Origin of the sequence: Mycobacterium sp. 012931 (assembly GCF_000419295.1) — a bacterium.
Classification (GTDB): Bacteria; Actinomycetota; Actinomycetes; order Mycobacteriales; family Mycobacteriaceae; genus Mycobacterium; species Mycobacterium marinum.
The window spans coordinates 5,628,837-5,651,166 of the sequence record NZ_AOPX01000001.1 but is presented as its reverse complement, the minus strand read 5'-3'; the positions used below and the strand labels follow the sequence as shown (position 1 = coordinate 5,651,166).

At 65.0% G+C, this 22,330-nt stretch carries 13 protein-coding genes and 3 pseudogenes; 10 read left to right on the top strand and 6 right to left on the bottom strand.

Going from position 1 to position 22,330, the window contains the following annotated elements; genetic code table 11:
* The first annotated feature begins 1 nt into the window (after position 1).
* The 5 genes and pseudogenes from MMSP_RS29440 to MMSP_RS24730 all read left to right on the top strand — a co-directional run bounded on the left by MMSP_RS29440 (position 2) and on the right by MMSP_RS24730 (position 4,212).
* Positions 2–130 (top strand): hypothetical protein, encoded by a 129-nt coding sequence (locus MMSP_RS29440; RefSeq protein WP_015354388.1) that lies wholly within the window; start codon positions 2–4, stop codon positions 128–130.
* A gap of 30 nt (positions 131–160) precedes the next feature.
* Positions 161–667 (top strand): GNAT family N-acetyltransferase, encoded by a 507-nt coding sequence (locus tag MMSP_RS24745; RefSeq protein ID WP_011740725.1) that lies wholly within the window; start codon positions 161–163, stop codon positions 665–667.
* The gene (locus MMSP_RS24740) at positions 664–1,770 is read left to right on the top strand and encodes an LLM class flavin-dependent oxidoreductase (RefSeq protein ID WP_020788801.1); all 1,107 of its coding nucleotides are present in this window, start codon (positions 664–666) and stop codon (positions 1,768–1,770) included. The genes MMSP_RS24745 and MMSP_RS24740 overlap by 4 nt, the downstream gene beginning before the upstream one ends.
* Complete coding sequence (locus MMSP_RS24735) at positions 1,767–2,885, top strand: LLM class flavin-dependent oxidoreductase (protein WP_015354390.1); 1,119 nt, start codon at positions 1,767–1,769, stop codon at positions 2,883–2,885. Before MMSP_RS24740 ends, MMSP_RS24735 begins: the two co-directional genes overlap by 4 nt.
* Positions 2,882–4,212: pseudogene (locus MMSP_RS24730) on the top strand (NtaA/DmoA family FMN-dependent monooxygenase). The gene MMSP_RS24735 and the pseudogene MMSP_RS24730 overlap by 4 nt, the downstream one beginning before the upstream one ends.
* On the opposite strand, the pseudogene MMSP_RS24725 reads toward MMSP_RS24730, so the two are convergent.
* A pseudogene (locus MMSP_RS24725) lies at positions 4,126–7,002 on the bottom strand (RND family transporter). The pseudogenes MMSP_RS24730 and MMSP_RS24725 sit on opposite strands and share 87 nt — an antisense overlap.
* Positions 6,999–7,373, bottom strand: coding sequence for an MmpS family transport accessory protein (locus tag MMSP_RS24720; protein ID WP_084472704.1), 375 nt, complete (start codon positions 7,371–7,373; stop codon positions 6,999–7,001). The pseudogene MMSP_RS24725 and the gene MMSP_RS24720 overlap by 4 nt, the downstream one beginning before the upstream one ends.
* Before the next feature lie 29 nt (positions 7,374–7,402).
* On the opposite strand from MMSP_RS24720, the pseudogene MMSP_RS24715 reads away from it, so the two are divergent.
* Positions 7,403–11,236, top strand: a pseudogene (locus MMSP_RS24715) (type I polyketide synthase); the annotation flags it as partial.
* Positions 11,237–11,259: 23 nt separating this feature from the next.
* On the opposite strand, the gene MMSP_RS24710 reads toward MMSP_RS24715, so the two are convergent.
* Entirely contained in the window at positions 11,260–12,012 is a 753-nt protein-coding gene (locus tag MMSP_RS24710) for an MBL fold metallo-hydrolase (RefSeq protein WP_011740723.1), read from the bottom strand.
* Between the two features lie 189 nt (positions 12,013–12,201).
* On the opposite strand from MMSP_RS24710, the gene fgd reads away from it, so the two are divergent.
* The 4 genes from fgd to MMSP_RS24690 all read left to right on the top strand — a co-directional run bounded on the left by fgd (position 12,202) and on the right by MMSP_RS24690 (position 17,499).
* On the top strand, positions 12,202–13,212 hold the full coding sequence (gene fgd / locus MMSP_RS24705; RefSeq protein ID WP_020788795.1) for a glucose-6-phosphate dehydrogenase (coenzyme-F420): 1,011 nt from the start codon (positions 12,202–12,204) through the stop codon (positions 13,210–13,212).
* A gap of 7 nt (positions 13,213–13,219) precedes the next feature.
* A complete protein-coding gene (gene pta / locus MMSP_RS24700; RefSeq protein ID WP_020788794.1) occupies positions 13,220–15,304 on the top strand; it encodes a phosphate acetyltransferase in 2,085 nt (694 codons plus the stop codon).
* Positions 15,294–16,460 (top strand): acetate kinase, encoded by a 1,167-nt coding sequence (locus MMSP_RS24695; protein ID WP_015354393.1) that lies wholly within the window; start codon positions 15,294–15,296, stop codon positions 16,458–16,460. The genes pta and MMSP_RS24695 overlap by 11 nt, the downstream gene beginning before the upstream one ends.
* Before the next feature lie 178 nt (positions 16,461–16,638).
* Complete coding sequence (locus MMSP_RS24690; RefSeq protein WP_015354394.1) at positions 16,639–17,499, top strand: endonuclease domain-containing protein; 861 nt, start codon at positions 16,639–16,641, stop codon at positions 17,497–17,499.
* Positions 17,500–17,623: 124 nt separating this feature from the next.
* Here the strand turns inward: MMSP_RS24690 and MMSP_RS24685 are convergent, their stop codons facing one another.
* The 3 genes from MMSP_RS24685 to glnX are packed head-to-tail and all read right to left on the bottom strand — an operon-like array spanning position 17,624 to position 22,232.
* Positions 17,624–19,927, bottom strand: coding sequence for a serine/threonine-protein kinase PknG (locus tag MMSP_RS24685; RefSeq protein ID WP_020788791.1), 2,304 nt, complete (start codon positions 19,925–19,927; stop codon positions 17,624–17,626).
* On the bottom strand, positions 19,927–20,913 hold the full coding sequence (locus MMSP_RS24680; RefSeq protein WP_036426954.1) for a glutamate ABC transporter substrate-binding protein: 987 nt from the start codon (positions 20,911–20,913) through the stop codon (positions 19,927–19,929). The genes MMSP_RS24685 and MMSP_RS24680 overlap by 1 nt, the downstream gene beginning before the upstream one ends.
* On the bottom strand, positions 20,913–22,232 hold the full coding sequence (gene glnX / locus MMSP_RS24675) for a protein kinase G-activating protein GlnX (protein ID WP_020788789.1): 1,320 nt from the start codon (positions 22,230–22,232) through the stop codon (positions 20,913–20,915). The genes MMSP_RS24680 and glnX overlap by 1 nt, the downstream gene beginning before the upstream one ends.
* Positions 22,233–22,330 lie beyond the last annotated feature (98 nt).

Here is a 22,330-nt window from a genome sequence, read left to right as displayed (position 1 = left end):
GATGGTTCGGACGGGCGAGGAGCGGGGTACGGCCACCGGTGCCGAGATCACCGCGATCTTCGGCGCTACCGCCAGGGCGGTGCGCCCACCCATGGACCTGGTCGCCACCCGCACTCGGCTACTGGTCTAGCGGCGAGTGAAAGCGTTGGAGCGATAACCGATGCCCGAAGCCACCCAGCCAACCGGAGCCGTCGAGCTGCGATTTGTCCCGGTGGCCCTGGGGGATCCGCTGGCTCAGCCGTTGCTGACGGAACTGGCCGCCGAATACGCGCAGCGATACGGTGTCGAGCAGCCCGCGGTGCTGGCCTGGCTGCAGGACGGCGCGGCGCTCGAGTTCGCCCCGCCCGATGGCGGCATGCTGATCGGGCTGCGGGATGGGCGCCCGGTCACCGGCGGAGCATTTTGCCGACATGACCCTGACACGGCCGAACTCAAGCGCATCTGGACGCACCGCGAACATCGCCGCCGCGGACACGCTCGAGCACTGCTGGCCAGGTTGGAGGGCGAGATCGCCGCTCGCGGCTATCGGAAGGTCTATCTGGTGACCGGCAATCGTCAGCCGGAGGCCGAAGAGCTGTACCGGGCTTGCGGATACACCCGGCTGCCTGCACCGCAGCCTTCGGAGGGCCCGGTTCTGCCCATCGCGTTCGGCAAGGCGCTGCCATGACGCGCCCACTGCATCTGGGCGTGGCGCTGGACGGGTACGGGTGGCACCCGCAGGCATGGCAAACGACGTTGGCCGCCGACGCACAGACCCGGTCGGTGCTTAGCGGTGACTACTGGGCCGATCTGGCGATCACAGCCGAACGCGGGCTGCTCGACTTCCTCACCATCGACGACACCTTGATGCCGCAGCCAGGCCGCCGCGAGCGGATCGACCCCAAGCGGCTGGCGGGACGCGCCGACGCGGTGCTGGTGGCCGCCCGCATTGCCCCGCTGACGCGGCACATCGGGCTGATTCCGGTGGCCACGGTAACCCATACCGAGCCCTTCCATATCTCCAAAGCCATTGCCACTCTGGACTATGTCTCGCACGGCCGGGCGGGCTGGCAGGCTCGGGTCAGCGCAACGACGCACGAAGTGGCCCTGTTCGGCCGTCGTACTGTGCGCCGCGGCGAGTCATCCGCCGAGGCCTTCGGCGAGGCCCGCGACTTTGTCGAAGTGGTGCGCAAGCTCTGGGACAGCTGGGAGGATGACGCGGTCATCCGCGATGTGACCACCGGCCGATACATCGACCGGGACAAGGTGCACTACATCGACTTCGTCGGAACATACTTCTCGGTCAAGGGCCCCTCGATAACCCCGCGCCCACCGCAAGGCCAGCCGGTGGTGGCTGCCCTGGCGCACGCGGGGCCCATCTACGAATTTGCCGCGGCCAGCGCCGACGTGGTGTTCATCACGCCCACCGACGAAGACTCGCTGCGCAGCATCCTCGGCGAAGTGCGGGCAACCGGTGCGGCGCTGAAAGTGTTTGCTGACGTGGTGGTTTCGTTGCATGATGGCGCCGACTTCAGATCTGATGCGCTGGTCTGGGCGGGCAGCCCCACCGAGTTGGTCGAGATGCTGCTGGATTGGCAACGCCTCGGCATCGACGGAGCCCGATTGCGGCCCGCCGTCAACGCCACCGACCTGGCCGGCATTGTCGATGAGGTGGTGCCGCTGTTGCAGCGCGCCGGGTGCTTCCGCACCGGCTATCGGGACGGCGAAACACTGCGGGAGCGACTCGGCCTGCCCCCGGCGCCCAACCGCTATGCGGCGGTGAGCCGATGATCCCGCTGTCCATCCTGGATCTGTCACCGATCAGCGCCGGCAGCACCGCCGCGACCGCGCTGCGCAACACCATCGAGCTGGCCCAGCACGCCGAGCGGTGGGGCTATCGCCGCTTTTGGGTCGCCGAGCACCACTTTGTGGCTGTCGCCAGTGCGTCACCGGCCGTACTGATCGGACAAATCGCCGCGGCCACCAATCGAATCCGGGTGGGATCGGCGGCCGTTCAACTCAGCCATACCACTGGGGCCGCGGTTGTCGAGAGCTTCGGCATGCTTGATGCTTTCCATCCCGGACGGATCGACCTGGGCGTTGGCCGATCGGCGCAGCGACGCGGCGTGAAGCCGAGGGACCCAGCCAAATCCCGTGCCCCACAACCTGCTCCGGAGTGGCGGGAAAGCGATGGCGTGGTGATCCCGCCGCCGTTCGACCTGCGCACGTTGCTATCGGGCGGCCGGGTCCAAGCCACCATGGCGATCCTGCAGCAACCCGAGGCCGTCGCGCCCGACTTCGCCGAGCAGGTCGGCGACATCCTCGCGCTGCTGGCCGGCACCTACCGGGCGGAGGGTTTTGACGTACATGCGGTGCCGGGTGAGAATGCGGCACTTACTCCGTGGATCTTCGGCAGCAGCAAGGGGCGAAGCGCCCAGGTCGCCGGCGCGCTGGGGCTGCCCTTCGTGGCCAGCTATCATCTCACCCCGGCCACCGCGCTGGAAGCCATCGAGACCTATCGCGATGCGTTTGTTCCGTCGGCGGCGCTGCAGCGCCCATACGTCGTCGTGTCGGCCGACATCGTTGTTGCCCAAGACTCCGCGACCGCGCGGCGGTTGGCATCCAGCTACGGCCACTGGGTGTATTCGATTCGGGCTGGTGGCGGCGCAGCCCCCTACCCGGATCCCGACGATTGCGCCGCGCTGACCGATGACCAGCTTGCGGTGGTGTCGGATCGACTGGCGACGCAATTCGTCGGTAACCCGGACGAGGTTGCCGAGCGGATGCTGGCCTTACAGCGGGTCGCCGGCGCGGACGAACTCGTCGTGACCTCGGTAACGCACGGGCACCAAGACCGCCTTCGTTCCCATGAGCTGATTGCACGGCGTTGGGGGCTGTGGTCATGATCCGCAAACCGGTTCACCTGGCCGCCCACTTCCCGGGCGTCAATAACACCACCGTGTGGGCCGATCCCGGCGCGGGCAGTCAGATCGAGTTCGAATCGTTTGTGCACCTTGCCCGTACCGCCGAACGCGGGTTGTTCGACTTCTTCTTTTTGGCCGAGGGCCTGCGGCTGCGTGAGCACCGTGGCCGAATCCACGACCTGGATGTGGTGGGACGCCCCGATGCTTTTACCTTGCTGGCGGCTCTGGCGGGGGTCACCGATCGTATCGGTCTGACCGGTACGATCAACACCACCTTCAACGAACCATTCGAAGTGGCGAGGCAATTCGCGACGCTGGACCACTTGTCCGAGGGGCGCGCCGGCTGGAACATCGTCACCTCATCGGACGCATTCACCGGGGCTAACTTCCGGCGCGGCGGCTATCTCGATCATGCTGACCGCTACCAGCGGGCCGAGGAGTTCTTGACCGTAGCCCGAAAGTTCTGGGACAGCTGGGCGCCCGGCGCGGTGCTGGCCGACATCGAGAACGGCGACTACGTTGATCCGGAGCGGATACGCAGCGTTGAACACTCGGGCCCGCAGTTCGAGGTGCGTGGATTCGCCACCCTGCCGGCGGGACCGCAGGGGCACCCGGTGTTGTTGCAAGCCGGCGATTCCGAGCAGGGGCGTGCTTTCGGCGCCAGGCATGCCGATGCCATGTTCACCCTGCACTCGTCATTGCGGGACGGCCAACGCTACTACGCCGACGTCAAAGGGCGGGCGCGGTCCTACGGGCGAGATCCCGACCAGCTCAAGGTTTTTCCGGCGGCAACCTTTGTCATCGGCGATACCCCGGACCAGGCGGGGGAAAGGCCCGCCAGATCAGTTACCAGCAGGTCAGTGGCGCGACCGCGATCGCGATGCTCGAGCAGGTATGGGGTCGTGATCTCTCCGATTACGATCCGGACGGTCCACTACCCGACATCGACCCGATCGCCGATGCCGCCATCAGTCAGGGGCGGGTCCGCCATGCCGATCCGGTCGCCGTCGCCCGCCGGTACCGCGAGCGCTCCCAGGCCGAGAACCTCTCGATCCGTGAGCTGGTCATCGCGGTGACCAGCCGTCAGCAGTTCGTCGGTACCCCCTCGCACATCGCCGACGAGATCGACCGCTACGTTCAGGCCGATGCCTGTGACGGGTTCATCCTGGTGCCACATCTGACACCGCACGGTCTGGATGAATTCGTCGACCGGGTGGTGCCGCTACTGCAGGAGCGCGGCGCCTTTCGCACTGCCTACACCGGTCAGACGCTGCGAGACCATCTGGGGCTTGCGGGTTTGCCCAGCTAGTGGGCGTGGCCACCAGAACCAGCGGCCCAATAGCGTTGCGACGGCGGGCATCATGAACGACCGCACGACGAGGGTGTCGAACAGCAGCCCGATCATGATCGTGGTTCCGATCTGGCCCACCACGCGTAGATCGCTGAACAGCATCGAGCCCATGGTGAAAGCGAAGACCAGGCCGGCGGTGGTGACGACGCGCCCGGTGCTGGCCATCGATCGAATCATGCCGGTTTTGAGGCCGGCACCGATTTCCTCCCGAAACCGGGCGACCAACAGCAGGTTGTAATCCGAACCGACGGCCAGCATGACGATGATTGCCATCGGTAGCACGAGCCAGTGCAAGGGCATATGCAGGATGTGTTGCCAGATGAGCACGGACAGCCCGAACGCTGAGCCCAGCGACAGGGCGACTGTGCCGACGATGACCGCGGAGGCGACCGGGCTTCGGGTGATGCCCAGCATGATGATGAAGATCAGGCAGAGCGCGGCAACGACCACGATCATCAGGTCATACGTGGTGCCCTCGTGGATGTCCTTGAATGTGGCCGCGGTGCCGGCCAGGTAGATGTGAGCCGCCTGCAGCGGTGTTCCCTTCACGGCCTCGTCGGCGGCCAGCATGATCTTGTCGATATGTGAGATGCCTTCGGCGGTGGCGGGATCACCCATGTGGGTGATGACGAATCTGGCCGAGGCGCCGTCGGGGGACAGGAACAGCGTCAGTCCGCGCTGAAAGTCTGGGTTCTGGAAGGCTTCTGGTGGCAGGTAGAAGGAGTCGTCGTTTTTTGACCCGTCCAGTGCCTGGCCCATCTGGGTCGAGTTGCGGGTCATGTCCTCCATTTGAGTGATCAGTGCCGAGAAGGTGCTGGCCAGGGTTTAGGCAAGCGTCTTGACGGTCTGCATCGTGGCGATCAACTGGGGTAGTTGCGCGAGCAGCTGTGGCTGGATCATGTCGATTCGATCCGTGGCACGAGCCATACCGCCGACGTCCTCGCTGAGCTTGTCGACACCGTCGATGGCGTCGAACAGGGACCGCAGCGACGCGCAGATCGGGATATCGAAGCAATGGCGTTCCCAGTGCAGATAGTTTCGAATCGGCCGCCACGTGTCGTCGAAGTCCGCGAGCTGGTCGCGGAACTCGTTGGTGTTCTGCTCCATCCGCCTGGTATGAGCGGTGACGTCGTGGTTTGCCTCGGTGAGCTGTCGGGTTAGGTACTCCTGACGCTGGGTGATGTCGATCATGCGTTGAATCTGATCGGTCAGCGTGGACAGATCGGTGACGCGTTCTTTGAGGTCGCTGAGGTTCTCGAGTGTCACCGCGCTTTGCATGTTGAGCTGGAACGGGATCGAACTGTGCTCGATGGGGGAACCCAACGGCCTGGTGATGCCCTGTACTCGGGCGATGCCGGGGGTGTGGAAGATGCCTCTGGCGATTCTGTCCAGGATCAGCATGTCTGTGGGGTTGCGCAGGTCGTGGTCTGCCTCGACCATCAGAAGCTCTGGCTCCATGCGGGCTGGTGGAAAATGCCGGTCTGACGCTCGGTAGCCGATGTTGGAGGGTGCCTCGGCGGGGATGTAATGGCGCTCGTCGTAATTGGTCTCGTACTTGGGCAAGGCGAGCAACCCGATCAGCGATATCAGCAGGGTGGCCACCAGCACCGGGCCGGGCCAGCGGACCACGATGGTGCCGATGCGTCGCCAGCGGCGGGTGGTGGTCGCGCGCTTGGGGTCGAACGCACCGAAGCGGCTGGTGAGCACGATCACGGCGGGCGCGAAGGTCAGCGAAGCCAGGACTACCACGAACAGACCTATCGAGCACGGCAGTGCGAGGGTTTGAAAGTAGGGAAGCCGGGTGAAACTCAGGCAGTACATCGCGCCGGCGACGGTCAGGCCCGAGGTCAGGACTACGTGACCAGTGCCGCGAAACGTGGTGTAGTAGGCCAGTTCTCGGTCCTGGCCAGCAGCTACCGCCTCCTGGTAGCGGCCGACCAGAAAGATGATGTAGTCCGTTGATGCGGCTATCGCCAGTGCCACCAGGACATTGACGGTAAACGTCGACAGGACCATCAGTCCGTTGGTGGCAAGCACCGCGATGACGCCACGGACCGTGATGAGTTCAATCCCGACCGTCAGTAGCGTGAAAAGAACCGTCCAAAGTGAGCGGTAGGTAATTGCCAACATCAGTGCGATCACCGCGATGCTGATACCGGTAATCACTTGCAGGCTTCGGTCGCCGTAGATGACGCGATCGGCGCCTAGCGGGCCCGGGCCGGTTAGATATGCCTTGATACCGGGCGGCGGCGGCATGTCGCCGATGATGCGTTGCACAGCGGTGACCGACTCGTTGGCTTGCGAGCCGCCCTGATCCCCGGCGAGATAAAGCTGGACGTAGGCGGCTTTGCCGTCGGCGCTCTGCGAGCTGGCCGCGGTGAGCGTATCGCCCCAGAAGTTATCGATATGTTCGACATGAATCTTGTCTTGCGCCAGCTTGCCTACGAGCCTGTCGTAGTAGCGGTGCGCGTCCTCGCCCAATTCGTGCTGCCCTTCCAACACCACCATCGCTATGGTGTCGGACTCGAATTGCTGAAAGTTCTTGCCGATGCGCTTCATTGCGAGTAGCGACGGAGCGTCGTGTGGCCCCAGCGCCACCGAACGCGCCTTGACGACCGCTTGCAGTTGCGGTGCGATGACATTCACGAGGACGGCTAGCCCCACCCAGAACAAGACGATCGGCAGCGACAATCTCCGCACCCACCGGGCGGCGCCAAGTACGTACCCGGTTGAATTCAAGGAACTCATGCCGATTTCACCAGGCAGCTTGTATGAGCGTTATATGACTCGACTTCCCGTTCGGCGCGGACCACGCCATTGACGGTGATGCGACAACCCAAAGATGTACTGTCGCTTCGCGCCACCACATTTGCGATGACGGCTGAAAGTGTGGTCACGACGGTAAGCGACCACGGTATCGCCGTATTGGTGACTTCGTGTGGTTGGGCCTCGGCGTCCAGGTAGTTGATGGTGGCCAACGATCCTGGCGGGCCGGTGACTTCGTACAGGACGCGCTTCGGATTAAATGCAACAATCGAATCGGCATTGCTCGCCGCCGTCGTTGTGCGACTACATGGAGCATTCGGCTCGCCTCGGAATCGGCCGGGCACACCGACCACCAACAACGCCGGAGCCCTGAGTAGGGCCGCTATGGGACTTTCTCGCCGAGAAGAAATCGGCAATCACCGAATATCCGGCTCGCAGGTTGGGTGCGGCAGCGGCGGACTGGCTCGGCGACGAACAAGAGACGATCTATGGCTGTTTCTTGGAAGACGTCGAAGGATTCGACAACAAGTTCTTTGACATTCCGCCGGATGAAGCCGCGCTGATGGATCCGCAGCAGCGCTTGCGGCTGGAGACGTCATGGGCCGCGCTGGAGCACGCGGGGATTCTTCCCAAGACATTGAAGCTTTCTCACACCGGGGTATTTGTCGGGGTCTCGTCGACCGACTATGTGCGGCTCTTGTTCCCCGGCGGGCGAAAGCCCACCATTTGGGACAACACGGGTGGATCGTCAAGCATCATCGCCAACAGGCTTTCGTACTTCCTGGACGTGAACGGGCCGTCCCTCGTTATCGACACGGCTTGCTCATCGTCGCTGGTCGCCGCACACCTGGCCCGCAAGAGCCTGGCTTCGGGGGAATGCGACCTGGCCGTCGTGGCGGGAACAAACGTTCTTATCTCGCCGGAAGTATGGCGCGGATTTCAAGAAGCCGGCGTGGTGTCGCCCACCGGATCCTGCCGCGCTTTCGACGCGCGAGCCGACGGAATGGTGCGCGGTGAGGGGTGTGGCGTTGTCGTCCTGGAACGTCTCAGTGATGCGCGACGTGCCGGGCGAACCGTGCTGGCGGTCCTGACCGGTTCGGCAGTCAATCAGGATGGCCGGTCCAACGGGATCATGGCCCCCAATCCCAGAGCGCAGATTTCTGTTCTTGATAGCGCCTGCAAGTGTGCCGACATCGATCCCGCGGAAATCGACTATGTCGAAGCCCACGGCACCGGAACATCGGTGGGCGACAGGATCGAGGCGCACGCGCTAGGCCAAGTCTTTGGCCGCGGGCGACAGGCGGCCAAGCCCCTGATGATTGGCAGCATCAAGCCCAATATCGGGCATCTGGAAGGCGCAGCCGGAATCGCCGGCCTGATAAAGACCGTCTTGATGCTGCAGCGCGGACAGTTGTTGCCCAGCGGCGCGTTTGAGGTTCCGAACCCCAATATTCCGTTCGCAGAATTGGGACTTGCGGTCGTCGAAGAGTTTCAGGAGTGGCCGGCGGTGGTGGGGCGGCCGCGGCGGGCTGGGGTGTCCTCATTCGGTTTTGGTGGCACGAATGCGCATGTGATTGTTGAGCAGGCTGTTGAGCGGGTTGTTGAGCGGGTTGTTGAGGTGGGTCCGGGTGTGTTGGCGTGGGTGGTGTCGGCGCGGACGGCGGCGGGGGTGGGTGCTCAGGCGGGGCGGTTGTTGGAGTTTGTGCGGGCTGGTCGGGAGCTTGATGCGGGGGATGTTGGGTATTCGTTGGTGACGACGCGGTCGTTGTTTGAGCATCGGGCGGTGGTGGTCGGTGCGGGCCGTGATGAGTTGTTGGCGGGGTTGGCTGAGGTGGTTGAGGGCCGTCCGGGTGTTGGGGTGGCTAGTGGTGTGGCGATGCCTGGGGGCAAGACGGTTTTCGTGTTTCCCGGTCAGGGTGCGCAGTGGCTGGGTATGGGTCGGGAGTCGTGTGCGGGGTATCCGGTTTTCGCTGCGGCTTTTGATGCGGTGGTTGCTGAGTTGGATCGGCATTTGGCTCGTCCGTTGCGTGAGGTGGTGTGGGGTGCTGACGCGGAGCTGTTGAACACCACCGAGTTTGCGCAGCCGGCGTTGTTTGCCGTGGAGGTGGCGCTGTATCGGTTGTTGGAATCGTGGGGGATGCGGCCGGGTTTGGTGATGGGCCATTCGGTGGGGGAGTTGAGTGCTGCTCATGTCAGTGGGGTGCTGGATTTAGCGGATGCGGCGTTGTTGGTGGTGATGCGGGGGCGGTTGATGCAGGCGTTGCCCGGTGGTGGGGTGATGTATGCGGTGCAGGCTGGTGAGCAGGAGCTGCGGCCGTTGCTGGGTGAGCAGGTCAGTGTGGCCGCGGTCAATGGTCCGGGGTCGGTGGTGCTTTCCGGTGCCCGGGAGGCGGTCAGTGTGGTCGTGGATCGGTTGGCGGCTCAGGGGCGGCGGGTGCGTCGGCTTGCGGTGTCGCATGCTTTTCATTCGGTGTTGATGGAGCCGATGCTCGAGCAGTTCCGGGCGGTGGCTGATGAGGTGTATGCGGGGCGGCCGGCTATTCCGGTGATCTCGAATGTGACCGGTCAGTTGGTGGCTGAGGATTACGGGTCGGCTGATTATTGGGTGCGCCACATTCGGGAGGCGGTGCGTTTTGCCGACAGTGTGTGTTTCGCGCATTCGGCGGGGGCTACCCGGTTTGTTGAGGTGGGGCCGGCCGGTGGTTTGACGCCGTTGATCGAGGAGTCGTTGGCGCAGGTGTCGGTGGTGGCGGTGCCGACGTTGCGTAAGGATCGGCCCGAGCCTTTCGCTGTGGTGGGCGCGGTGGCGCAGGCGTTTGTCCGGGGTGCGGGTGTGGATTGGGCTTCGGTGTTGGCCGGGTGTGGTGGGCAGCGGGTGGGGTTGCCGACCTATGCCTTTGCCCATGAACGGTTTTGGCTGGCCGATCGGTTCGGGGTGGGGCAGCAGGTTTGTGTTGGGCAGGTGCTCGCCGATGAGGCCGGTCCGGGCGCCCACGAGGCTGCTGGCGCGGCGGTGGGCCAGGGGTTTGCCGCCCGGTTGCAGGGTTTGTCCGATGCCGAGCAGCAGGCGGCGGTGCTGGCGATGGTGTGTGAACACACCGCGGCGGTGTTGGGTCGTGACGGGGCAGCCCAGCTCGATGCCGGGCAGGCGTTTAGCGACGCCGGGCTCACCTCGCTGAGCGCGGTCGAGTTACGTAACCGGCTCAAGACCCTGACCGGGGTAACACTTTCAGCCACCACCGCTTTCGACTACCCCACCCCAACCCAACTAGCCGATCACCTGCTATCGCACCTACACCACCAAAACCCCACCGGTGCAACGCCAGAACTCGATCGAGTCGATGCGCTCACCGACCTGTTTCTTCAAACGTGCGACGCGGGTCGGGATGATGACGGCTGGCAGATCGTCGCGCTGGCGGCCAACGGCCGCGAGCGGATGACCACGCCGGTCCCCAAGCGGGAGTGGAAAGAGGTCGTTCTACTAGCGGGCGGCGGATCGGATGTGGCCGTGGTGTGCCTGCCCACCTTGACAGTCCTGTCCAGTCCGCATGCGTATCTCGATGTTGCGCGTGCGATGGCGGGCCGCCATTCAGTCCACGCTCTTTCGCTACCTGGTTTCGATCCCGACGACGCGTTGCCCCAAGACCGAGAGGTGGTTCTCGAAGGCGCCGCCCAGGCAATCCTTCATGCCGTGGGCGACCATCCGCATTTGGTGCTGGCCGGCTCTTCCTCGGGTGGGGTGTTGGCCCATGCCCTCGGCTCCTATCTGGCCGAGCGACACCAACGGACACCGCTCGGAGTCGCCCTCATCGACACCTATCTGCCGAGCCAGATCGTGAACGCCGACAACCCCGATCAGGTCGGCGTCAACGAAACGGGAGCCCTCTTTTCCCGGCGAGTGACCAGCATGGCCCGCGAGCTGGATCAACTGAATGCGACCCGGTTGACCGCTGCCGCAAGCTACGCCGCGCTCTTTGGTACCTGGGAACCCGTCGTGTCGGCTGTTCCGCTGCTCAACATGATCGCGATGGACGAAACAGCTGCCTGCGAGCGGGTGCGCGCAGAACGGATCAATCGCTGGCGAGTCGCCACCGCAGAGGCTTCCTACTCTGTGGTTGAAGTCCCCGGTGATCATTTCGACATGATCACCACATCCAGTGATGCGACAACGACGGCGCTTCACGGGTGGATTTCTGGATTGATCCGCGCCGGGTAAAGGGCGCGATCCCAGACGCCGGCTCAGCGTTGGGCGCGAGCCCGGGCCTCCTCTGTGGCCAACCGAATTGGCCCGCGCCAGAGGCTCCCATGGCCGGGCGCCAAGGTGTCTGCTTCCACCTGGGCCAGCGTGGACAGGCTGCGGATGCACCTTTCCTGGACCTTGCTGAACACCGCCGGTAGCAGTTGGGGCCCCCGATGGCGCAGCATGGGATGACCGGTGATCAGTGCGTCGCCGCTGGCTAGTACGCCGTCGACCAGATATGAGCAATGTCCGCTGGTGTGACCCGGCGTGGGAATGGGTATCGGGTGACCTGGCAGGGCCGCAGCCACTTCGGCGCTCAGGGCCTGCGTGCTCGGAACGCCGGCGCGCCGTAGGCCGCCCCTAAACACCAGATGAATGCCCCACAACGCGGTGCGTGGGCGCCAACTGCGCAACACGACGTCGAGCGGCGAGGCGCTCTCGTGGTACTCGCGCTTGGCGTGCCCGACTTCGTTGGCATCGCAGTACACCGGGGTGCCGTGCTGGGCGGCGAACCAGATCGCGGTGCCCAGGTGATCGATGTGGGCGTGAGTCAGCAGGATCGCGCGTACGTCGCCGGGGCCGTAGCCCAGCGTGCGCAGCGACGTCAGCACGTTGTTGCGGTCGCCGGGATAGCCGGCATCGATCAGCATGACACCGGTCTCGTCGGTGACCAGCACCCAGTTGACCGCGGGTCCTTGGGCGAGATGGACCTTGTCGGTGACCTGGACGAGCTCCGTGCGCTGGTGGGGCATGCCCGCGAGTGTAGGACGGGCGCGGCGGGTCGCGACCGAGGGCGTGGAGCGATCGCGAGCGCGGCGGAGCCGGGCGCGGCGGGTCGCGACCGAGGGCGTGGAGCGATCGCGAGCGCGGCGGAGCCGGGCGCGGCGGGTCGCGACCGAGGTCCTACTCCCAGCCCGAGGGCCTAGGAGTAGAAAGAACTAGTGGCTGAACTGAAACTCGGATACAAGGCATCGGCCGAACAATTTGCGCCGCGTGAGCTCGTCGAGCTTGCCGTGGCCGCCGAAGCGCACGGCATGGACAGCGCCACCGTCAGCGACCACTTTCAGCCGTGGCGTCACGAAGGTGGGCACGCCCCGTTCTCGCTGGCCTGGATGACCGCGGTGGGCGAGCGGACCAAACGGATGCAGTTGGGGACCTCGGTGCTGACCCCCACCTTCCGCTACAACCCCGCCGTCATCGCCCAGGCGTTTGCCACCATGGGCTGTCTCTACCCGAACCGGATCTTCCTCGGCGTTGGTACCGGTGAGGCGCTGAACGAGGTTGCCACCGGCTACCAGGGCGTCTGGCCCGAATTCAAGGAGCGATTCGCCCGGCTACGCGAATCGGTGCGATTGATGCGCGAACTGTGGCGCGGCGACCGCGTCGACTTCGACGGCGAGTACTACCGGCTCCGAGGGGCTTCGATTTACGACGTGCCGGAAGGGGGAGTGCCGGTCTACATCGCCGCGGGCGGTCCGGCGGTGGCCAAGTATGCGGGCCGTGCCGGCGACGGTTTTATCTGCACCTCCGGCAAGGGCGAGGACCTCTACAGCGAGAAGCTGATGCCAGCGGTCCGCGAAGGCGCCGCGATCAACAACCGCAATATCGACGACATCGACAAGATGATCGAAATCAAGATCTCCTACGACCCCGATCCTGAACTGGCCTTGAACAACATTCGGTTCTGGGCGCCGCTGTCGCTGAGCGCCGAGCAGAAGCGCAGCATCGGGGACCCGATCGAGATGGAGGCGGCCGCCGAAGCACTGCCCATCGAGCAGATTGCCAAGCGCTGGATCGTGGCCTCGGACCCCGACGAAGCCGTCGAGAAGGTCGGCCAGTACGTGGCCTGGGGTCTGAACCATCTGGTGTTGCACGCGCCCGGCCACGACCAGCTCCGGTTCCTGGAACTGTTCGAAAAGGACCTGGCCCCCAGATTGCGGCGACTTGGCTGACCAACAGGTGTCGACCGGCTCGGGCGCCACCGGCATATACATCGCCGCCCCGGAACCGGAGAGCGGCAAGTCAACCATTGCCCTGGGTATCCTGCACAGATTGGCCGCCACCGTGGCCAAGGTCGGTGTGTTCCGGCCGATCACCCGCCGCGGCGAGCGGCGTGACTACATTCTCGAATTGCTGCTGGAGCAGACCACTGCCGGACTGTCCTACGAGCAATGCGTCGGCGTCACCTACCAACAGCTGCACGACGACCTCGAAGCCGCGATAGCGGACATCGTCGCCGCCTACCACGCGATGGCCGATGCGTGCGACGCGGTGGTGATCGTCGGCAGCGACTACACCGACGTCACTACGCCCACCGAGCTGTCGGTCAACGCGCGCATCGCGGTCGACCTCGGAGCCCCGGTGCTGCTGGCCGTGAGCGCAAAAGGCCGTGACGCGGATCAGGTCTCCGGAGTCGTCGCGGTGTGCCTGGCCGAGCTGGCCGCACAGCACGCCCACACCGCGGCCGTGGTGGCCAACCGATGTGAGCCCGCGCAGTTGGCGGCCGTCGGTGATGCGTTGCGGGCCTTCGCCCCGCCCAGCTATGTGCTGCCCGAAGAACAGTTGTTGTCCGCGCCGACGGTGTCCGAGTTGGAGAAGTCCGTCAACGGAACACCGATCAGTGGCGATGCCTCGCTGTGGGGCCGGGAGGTCACCAGCCTGCTGGTCGCCGGGATGACCGCCGATCATGTGCTGGAGCGGCTGCGTGACGGCATGGCCGTGATAACTCCCGGTGACCGCTCCGATGTGGTGCTCGCCGTGGCCAGTGCCCATGCGGCCGAGGGCTTTCCATCGCTTTCCTGCATCGTCCTCAATGGCGGGTTCGAGTTGCACCCGTCGATCGCCTCGCTGGTTGCCGGGCTGCGGCTGCGACTGCCCATCATCGGAACCGATCTGGGCACCTTTGACACCGCCAGCGCTGCCGCGACGGCTCGCGGCCGGGTCAAGGCGACGTCGCAGCGCAAGATCGACACCGCTCTGGGATTGATGGACCGCTACGTTGACATCGAGGATCTGTTGGCGAAGCTTGCGATCCCGATCCCGACGGTCACCACACCGCAGATGTTCATGTACCGCGTGCAGCAGCAGGCGCGTTCGGATCGCCAGCGCATCGTCTTGCCCGAAGGTGAAGACGACCGGATTCTCAAATCCGCTGGGCGGCTATTGCAGCGCAACGTTGCCGATTTGACCATTCTCGGTGACGAGGCCGAAATCCGTTTGCGTGCGGCTGAACTCGGTGTCAGCCTGGATAGCGCCACGGTGATCGACCCGCGTACCAGTAGCTTGTGCAACGAGTTCGCCGATCAGTATGCGCAGCTGCGTAAGGCCAAGGGGATCACCCACGAGCAGGCCCGCGAGATCATGAACGACGCAACCTATTTCGGTACCATGCTGGTATACAACGGCATGGCCGACGGCATGGTTTCCGGCGCCGCACATACCACGGCCCACACGGTTCGCCCCGCGCTGCAGATCATCAGAACCGTTCCGGGCGTGTCCACCGTCTCCAGCATCTTCTTGATGTGCCTGCCCGATCGGGTGCTGGCCTACGGTGACTGCGCGATCATCCCGAACCCGACCGTCGAGGAGCTGGCCGATATCGCTGTCTGTTCGGCGCGCACCGCCGCGCAGTTCGGCGTCGAGCCGCGAGTGGCCATGCTCTCCTACTCCACCGGCGCATCGGGATCCGGGGCGGACGTCGACAAGGTAAGAGCGGCAACCGAACTAGTGCGCGAAAGGGATCCGCAGCTAATGGTGGAAGGCCCCATCCAGTACGACGCCGCGGTGGACCTGTCGGTCGCGGCTACCAAAATGCGCGATTCTGCGGTTGCCGGCCGGGCGACGGTGCTAATCTTCCCGGATCTCAACACCGGCAACAACACCTATAAGGCGGTGCAGCGCAGCGCCGGTGCGGTGGCGATCGGCCCGGTACTGCAGGGCCTGCGCAAGCCGGTCAACGACTTGTCCCGGGGTGCTCTGGTGGAGGACATTGTCAACACCGTCGCTATCACCGCAATTCAAGCTCAGGGTGTTCATGAGCGCTAGCCGTCCGAATCGTGTTGTGCTGGTCCTCAACTCTGGATCCTCATCCCTGAAGTTTCAGCTCGTCGAACCCGATTCAGGTATGTCACGGGCGACGGGAAACATCGAGCGCATCGGCGAAGAATCGTCATCGGTGCCCGACCACGACGCGGCCCTGCGCCGAGTGTTCGAGATCTTGGCCGAAGACGACATCGACCTTCAGTCCTGCGGCCTGGTCGCGGTGGGGCATCGGGTAGTGCACGGCGGCAAGGACTTTTACGAACCGACGTTGCTCAACGATGCGGTGATCGGCAAGCTCGATGAGCTATCGCCGCTGGCCCCGCTGCACAATCCGCCCGCGGTGTTGTGCATCAGGGTGGCGCGTGCGTTGCTGCCCGACGTACCGCACATCGCGGTCTTCGACACCGCCTTCTTTCACCAGCTCCCGCCCGCGGCGGCCACCTACGCCATCGATCGCGAGTTGGCGGACGTCTGGAAAATTCGCCGCTATGGCTTTCACGGGACATCCCATGAGTACGTCAGCCAACAGGCCGCGGAATTCCTGGGCAAGCCTATTGGTGATCTGAATCAGATTGTGCTGCATCTGGGTAACGGCGCGTCGGCTTCAGCGGTTGCGGGAGGACGGCCGGTGGAGACGTCGATGGGTCTGACGCCGCTGGAGGGTTTGGTGATGGGCACCCGCAGTGGTGACTTGGACCCCGGGGTTATTGGATACCTTTGGCGCACCGCAAAGTTGGGTGTTGATGAGATCGAATCAATGCTTAACCACCGGTCCGGGATGTTGGGGTTGGCAGGCGAGCGGGACTTTCGCCGGCTGAGGGCAATGATCGACGACGGCGACCCGGCGGCTGAATTGGCTTACGACGTCTTCATTCACCGGCTGCGCAAGTACGTTGGCGCTTACCTGGCGGTGCTGGGCCACACCGACGTGGTGAGCTTTACCGCCGGGATCGGCGAGCACGACGCGGCGGTGCGCCGAGACGCCCTGGCCGGGATGGCCGAACTGGGGATCAGCCTGGATGAGGGGCGTAACGCCTGCCCGTCCGGTGGCGCGCGCCGGATCTCCGCCGACGACTCGCCGGTCACCGTTTTGGTGATACCGACCAACGAAGAACTGGCTATTGCCCGGCATTGCTGCTCGGTGTTGGTCGCCGTATAGGAAGCCGAGCGCGGGAGATCTGTGAGCGTGCGTCCAGGGCTTTGAGCGTGCCTGTCGGGCGGAATCTGCCCAGCCGCGGTGCCGTCGGCGCACGCCCGAAGCCCACAGCGCACACTCGATGCCGAACCTGTGCAAAGACGAAGACGCCGAACGCGGTTGGCGTGCGAGTCTTCGCGTCATGTGTGATTTGAGAGCTCCGTTTATCGGTAGTAAGGCACTGGCGTGTGGAGCGGTTACGCGCCATCAATTGCGGACCCGGTACCGGCCGGTCCTGCCGAACGTCTATCTGTCCGCCGGGGTGCACCCGTGCCTGCAGAGCAGGATTGCCGCCGCCTGGCTGTGGTCGCGCGGTTCGGCGACGGTCGGCGGTGCGGCGGCAGCGGCCTTGCACGGCGCGAAGTGGATTCCCGAGGACGTCCCGGTTGAGCTGATCTGTGCTCGCTCCCGCCCACCTCGTGGCGTGCTGACCCGCCGCGACGTGCTGATCGATGGCGAAACTCAGTTCCTGGGCGGGTACTCGGTCACCACGGCCGAGCGCACCGCTTTCGACATCGGCCGCCGTGGAGCCATGCGTTCGGCGGTGGTACGGCTGGACGCGCTGGCGCGCGCAACCGGGTTCACGGTGGCCGATGTGCTGCAGGTCGCCAGAAACCACCGCGGAACTCGTGGATTGCGGCAACTGGAGACCGCGCTGGAATTGGTCGACCCGGGAGCACAGTCGCCGCGAGAGAGCTATCTGAGGCTGTTCCTGATCGACGCCGGACTCCCTCGGCCTCAGACCCAGCTGCCCGTGCTGGGCGTCAACGGTATGCCCGTCGCGTATCTCGACATGGGGTGGGAGCGGTACATGGTGGCCGTCGAATACGACGGCGATCACCATCGCAGCGACCGCCAGCAGTACGTCAAAGACATTCGGCGCGGTGAAATGCTCGAGCGGATGGGGTGGATCGTCATACGGGTGGTGGCCGAGGACCGCCGCGTCGATATCCTGCGCCGGGTGACCGCTGCCCTGGCTGAGCGCAGATCGGCCGTGCCGTAGCGAGTTTGACTGCGCGTGTGCGGCTTCGAAGGTGCCGGCAGGGATATGGTTCCCGGATTTTTACGCCCGGATCGCACACCCGAGTCCACCGACACACACCCGATGTAAAGAGCGTGAGCGCACCCTAGAACGTGCTGGTGGGCCGCACCTTGTTGGCCATGTCGACCAGGGTGTAGCGGTGCCGCTGGGTGGGGGCGACGCGGGCCAGGCTGCGCAGCGAGGCCTCCACGCCCAGCCGGAGCCCGTGATCGGTGAAGGGAAAGCCAAGGATGTGGTTGGTGCTGGCCTCGTTGTCCTGCAACCAGTCCATCGCGCCGCCCAGTACCAGGGCGCGGATCTGCAGCACACGCGGTTCGGTAGGTGGCAGTGCCTCGACTCTGCGTGCGGCGTCGCGGATCTGTTCTTCGGTGATCTCGCCGTGCGACCGTCCCGAGAGCAGGGTCACCGCACTGGTCAACCGCGCCGTGGTGAAATGCCTCGAGCTAGGTGGGACTTCATCGAGGGTGCGTACCGCACCGGCGCGTTCGCCTTGCGCGGAAAGGGTTCTGGCCAGTCCGAATGCCGCCGAGATGACGCCGTCGTTGGTGCTCCACACGGTCTGGTAGAAGTTGGTCCCGTCGGTGTATCCGGCCAGTTCGGCGGTCGCGGCCAGCGCCAGTTTGGGCGCAAGTTCACCCGGGAAGGTGTCCAGAACTTCGGTGAAGTGTTTGATCGCGGCGTCATAGGCGCCAGTGAGTAACTCGGAGACGGCCCGGTACCAGACCAGCCGCCAGCGCCAGCCCACCCGCTCGGACAGGTCGTCGAGTTTGCGGGTGGCCTTGGCGACGTCGCCGAGATCCAGCAGGGCACGAACCTCCATCAGCGGCAGTTCCACCGATTCGGAGAGGTCGGTGCCGTCGGAGTCCAGCGCGCCGTGTCGGGCGGCGCGCAGTGAGTCCAGGGTCTGGACGGGCTGGGAGAGCACCGTCGCCTGCAGGACGGAGGCCGCGACGTCGGTCCGATCGACCAGCGGTACCTGCAGTGCCGTCACGATCTCCTTGGCGGTCAGCTTCTCCGAATGCACCTGACCGTCCTGATATACGTCAGTGTGCGCGACCAGCAGGTCAACCCCAAACGTCGAGCGGCTGGGGCTGAACACTGTCGACAGGCCGGGGCGGGGGACCCCGGTGTCTTGGGCAACCACCTCGCGCAAGACACCCATCAGCTGCCCGGACATCTCCTCGGCGCTGGCGAACCGCCGCCGTGGGTCCGGGTCGATGGCGCGGCGCAGCAGGCGGCCGAACGAGTCGTAGCTGGCCAGCACCGGATCGTCGTCGGGCAATCCATCGAGGTAGCGGCCATTGCGGGTAGGCAGGTTCAAGGTGAGCGCGGCCAGCGTGCGCCCCACCGTGTAGATGTCGGTGGCCACGGTGGGGCCGGTCCGCACGATCTCGGGCGCCTGGAAGCCGGGAGTGCCATAGAGGTAACCGAAGGAGTTGATCCGCGACACCGCACCCAGGTCGATGAGCTTGAGCTGTTCTTCGGTGAGCATGATGTTCTCCGGCTTCAAGTCGTTGTAGACCAGGCCGAGAGCATGCAGGTAGGCCAATGCCGGAAGGATTTCCAGGAGATAGGCGATCGCCTCGGAGACCGGAAGCTTCTCGCCCTTGCGCCGTTTGAGCGACCGCCCGCCGACGTACTCCATGACGATGTAGCCGACCGGATCCCCGTGCTTGTCGGTGTGCTCGACGAAGTTGAAGATCTGCACGATCGACGGGTGGACCACCTCGGCGAGGAACTGTCGCTCCGCCATTGCGATGGCCTGGGCCTCGGCATCGCCCGAATGCACCAGGCCTTTGAGCACGACTGGCCGGTCGTTGACGTTGCGGTCCAGGGCCAGGTATATCCAGCCCATTCCGCCGTGCGCGATGCAGCCCTTGACCTCGTACTGGCCGGCAATGGTGTCACCGGGGCTGAGCTGGGGCAAGAAGGAATACGGGCTGCCGCAATACGGGCACCAGCCTTCCGATGCCCCCTTGGTCTCCGAGTCGCTGCGGCCGACCGGACGCCCGCAGTTCCAGCAGAACCGCTTGGCTTCCGGGACTACCGGATCGGTCATCAGCGCTTTGAGCGGATCGGTATCGGGCACCCTCGGGATCTCGACGAGGCCGCCGCCGAGTCGTCGGACCGGTAGCCGCGCTCGCGTCGCGGCCGCCAGCGGTCCCTGCGGCTGCATATCGAGGGTGCCCAGCGTGATGTCGTCTTCGTCGTCATCGTCGAAATTCGGCCGGAACAGTGCCTGGGTGCCGATCGGCCGGCTCCAGGCGGCCGCGCCGGTCTGCACGTCGGCCGGCGGCGTTCCGGGGCCCGCTTCCTGTTCGTCTTCGGCGGGCCGCGGATTCTCGGTTCCCGACGTGTCTTGCAGGCCCTTCTTGACCGCCTCGGCCATCAGTCCACGTACCTAGGCCGGGGCGGTGCGGGCGCCGGCCCGAGCACCGACAACCATTTGCGGTAGAGTGTGTTCCAGGTCCCGTCATTGCGGATGCGTTCGAGCGTGCCATTGACGAATCGGACGAGTCCGGTGTTGTCCAGATTGATCCCGATGCCGTAGGGCTGATTGGCCATGTTTGGCCCGACGATATGCAGGTAGGGGTCCTCTTCCACCAGCCCGGCCAGGATCGTGTCATCGGTACTGACGGCGTCGATCTCGCGTTGCTGCAGTGCCACCAGGCAGTCAGCCCAGTTCACCACCGACACGATGACCGGCGGCGGTGCGATCTCGCGGATGCGGCGCAACGACGTGGTGCCGCGGGCCACGCAGACTCGCTTGCCGGACAGGTCGGACACCTTGAAAATCGGCGAGTCGCGTGAGGTCAGAATCCGCTGGTTGGCGTCGAGGTAGACGGTGGAAAAGTTCACCAGCTTGCGCCGCTCGCAAGTGATCGTCATGGTCTTGACCACCACGTCGACCTGGGAGCTCTGCAGCGCGGTGATGCGTTCGGCCGCCGACAAGATCCGGTACTCGACATGGGTGGGGCCGCCGAAGATGTCGCGTGCCACTTCGCTGGCGATGTCGACGTCGAAGCCGGTGATCTCGCCGGTGATCGGGTCGCGGAAACTGAACAGGTTGCTGCCGATGTCGAGTCCGACGATCAGCCGTCCCCGCGCGCGGATGTCGGCCACCGCGGCGTCGGCCTCGGCTTTGGCGGGAAAGGGGCGCAGGCTGGCGGTGGGATCGCAGTCCTGGCTGGAGCTGTCCGCTGGAAGCGGAGGCTCCGGCGGCATGACTTCCATGCCGACCGGGGTGGGCAGCGGCAGGGTGGGCGTCGACTCGACTTTCAGCGGCTCGGAGTGACCACACCCGTCCAGCGTGATGACCAGGGCGAGCACTGCGAGCGCAGATGCCGCCCTCCGGAGTCCGGGCAGGCGCCTCATCAGCGATATTCTTTCAGCCTGGGCCACAGACCGAGGGCCACCGCGATCGCGGCGCTCAAGCTCAGCACGACACCACCCATTTGGGCGCCGGCCAATCCTCGGCGCGCGTTGCGGACGTCGGTACGCAGGTGATTGCGGCTTTGATCCATGGCCCTGGTCAGCGCTTCGTCGAGCTTGTCGAAAGCCGGGGTGGAATCGTCCTCACTCTCGCCCAGTGCCACCTGGGTAGCGGCACGATAGTTGCCGACCGAGATGTAGGAGTTGATCCGGTCGTTGGCCTGTTGCCAGCGCACCAACAGCTGTTCGGCGCCCTGTAAGTCGGGCTTGTCGACCGCATCGGGGCGGGCCATGTACTCGTCGAGCTGGCGATGCATGTCCTCGATGCGCTGGTAGAAGGATTGCTTGCGGACCTCTTGATCACCGCGCCGGATCAGCGACAGCGTTTCATCGGCTCGTGCCTGCTGGGCGGTGATGGCCAAGTTGGTGACCGTCTTGAGGGACTCGGCCGCGGTGTCTTTAGCGATACGGCTCGCGGCCGTTGAGAGTGTCAGCGCAGTTCCTACCCACACCACCATGACGAGAATACCGAGCGCTCCGACCACAAGGCCGGGGTTGATTCGTCGCCTGGTCCGGCGGGCCAGCCAGCGGTGCGCGAATGCGCCGAACGCCACCGTGGTGGCAACGACGAGGATCACCGGAGCCGGGATCTGGGTGGACGCGATGGTCTCGCTGTCCACTCGCGTCGATGTCGCCTCGTAGAGCTGTTGCGCGTCGGGCAGGATCGTCGACTGCATCAGTCCCGATGCTTCGGACAGATACGAGGACCCGACCGGGTTACCCGCTCGGTTGTTGGTGCGCGCGATCTCGACGAGTCCGGTATAGACGGACAACTCGGCGTTGATTCGGCCCAGCAGCTGCACCAGCGATTCATCGGTGAGGCCGCTGGACGCGCGGGTCACCGCCACCGACGCGTCGGTGATGGCCTGTTCGTAGCGGAGCCGGACGGCGCGGGGTTCGGCCTGTGCGATGAATGCGGTGGCCGCCGCGGCGTCAGCCACCGACAGCGTGGTGTAGAGCCGTCCGGCCGCGAACGAGAGCGGCTCGGTGTGGTCGAGCACCGTGGTCAGCACCTGCTGGCGGTGGTTGATGGTCGTCGAGGTGGCAAACGCGCTGGCAACGCCAAGCGCCGCCAACACGATGCCAATCGTCAGAATGCGCCCGGGCGTCGTCGAGACGAACCACCAGCGGGGATGGGCCGGCTCGGCCGGTGACCGCGATCCCAGCGGTTCGGTCGACGGGTGCGCCAACTCAACCGTCACGTCTGCTTGGACCTCGTCTTTCGGCCGTGTCAGGAAACCGTATAAGCGGATTCTAAGAGAATGTTCCGACAGATGCCGGTGGCGACGGACCAAATTTG

Bases quoted from the DNA above. Each gene is read 5' to 3' on its own strand.
- MMSP_RS29440 (WP_015354388.1), top strand. From the start codon at position 2: ATGGTTCGGACGGGCGAGGAGCGGGGTACGGCCACCGGTGCCGAGATC.
- MMSP_RS24745 (WP_011740725.1), top strand. From the start codon at position 161: ATGCCCGAAGCCACCCAGCCAACCGGAGCCGTCGAGCTGCGATTTGTC.
- MMSP_RS24740 (WP_020788801.1), top strand. From the start codon at position 664: ATGACGCGCCCACTGCATCTGGGCGTGGCGCTGGACGGGTACGGGTGG.
- MMSP_RS24735 (WP_015354390.1), top strand. From the start codon at position 1,767: ATGATCCCGCTGTCCATCCTGGATCTGTCACCGATCAGCGCCGGCAGC.
- MMSP_RS24710 (WP_011740723.1), bottom strand. From the start codon at position 12,012: ATGCCCCACCAGCGCACGGAGCTCGTCCAGGTCACCGACAAGGTCCAT.
- MMSP_RS24695 (WP_015354393.1), top strand. From the start codon at position 15,294: ATGAGCGCTAGCCGTCCGAATCGTGTTGTGCTGGTCCTCAACTCTGGA.
- MMSP_RS24690 (WP_015354394.1), top strand. From the start codon at position 16,639: ATGTGTGATTTGAGAGCTCCGTTTATCGGTAGTAAGGCACTGGCGTGT.
- MMSP_RS24685 (WP_020788791.1), bottom strand. From the start codon at position 19,927: ATGGCCGAGGCGGTCAAGAAGGGCCTGCAAGACACGTCGGGAACCGAG.
- MMSP_RS24680 (WP_036426954.1), bottom strand. From the start codon at position 20,913: ATGAGGCGCCTGCCCGGACTCCGGAGGGCGGCATCTGCGCTCGCAGTG.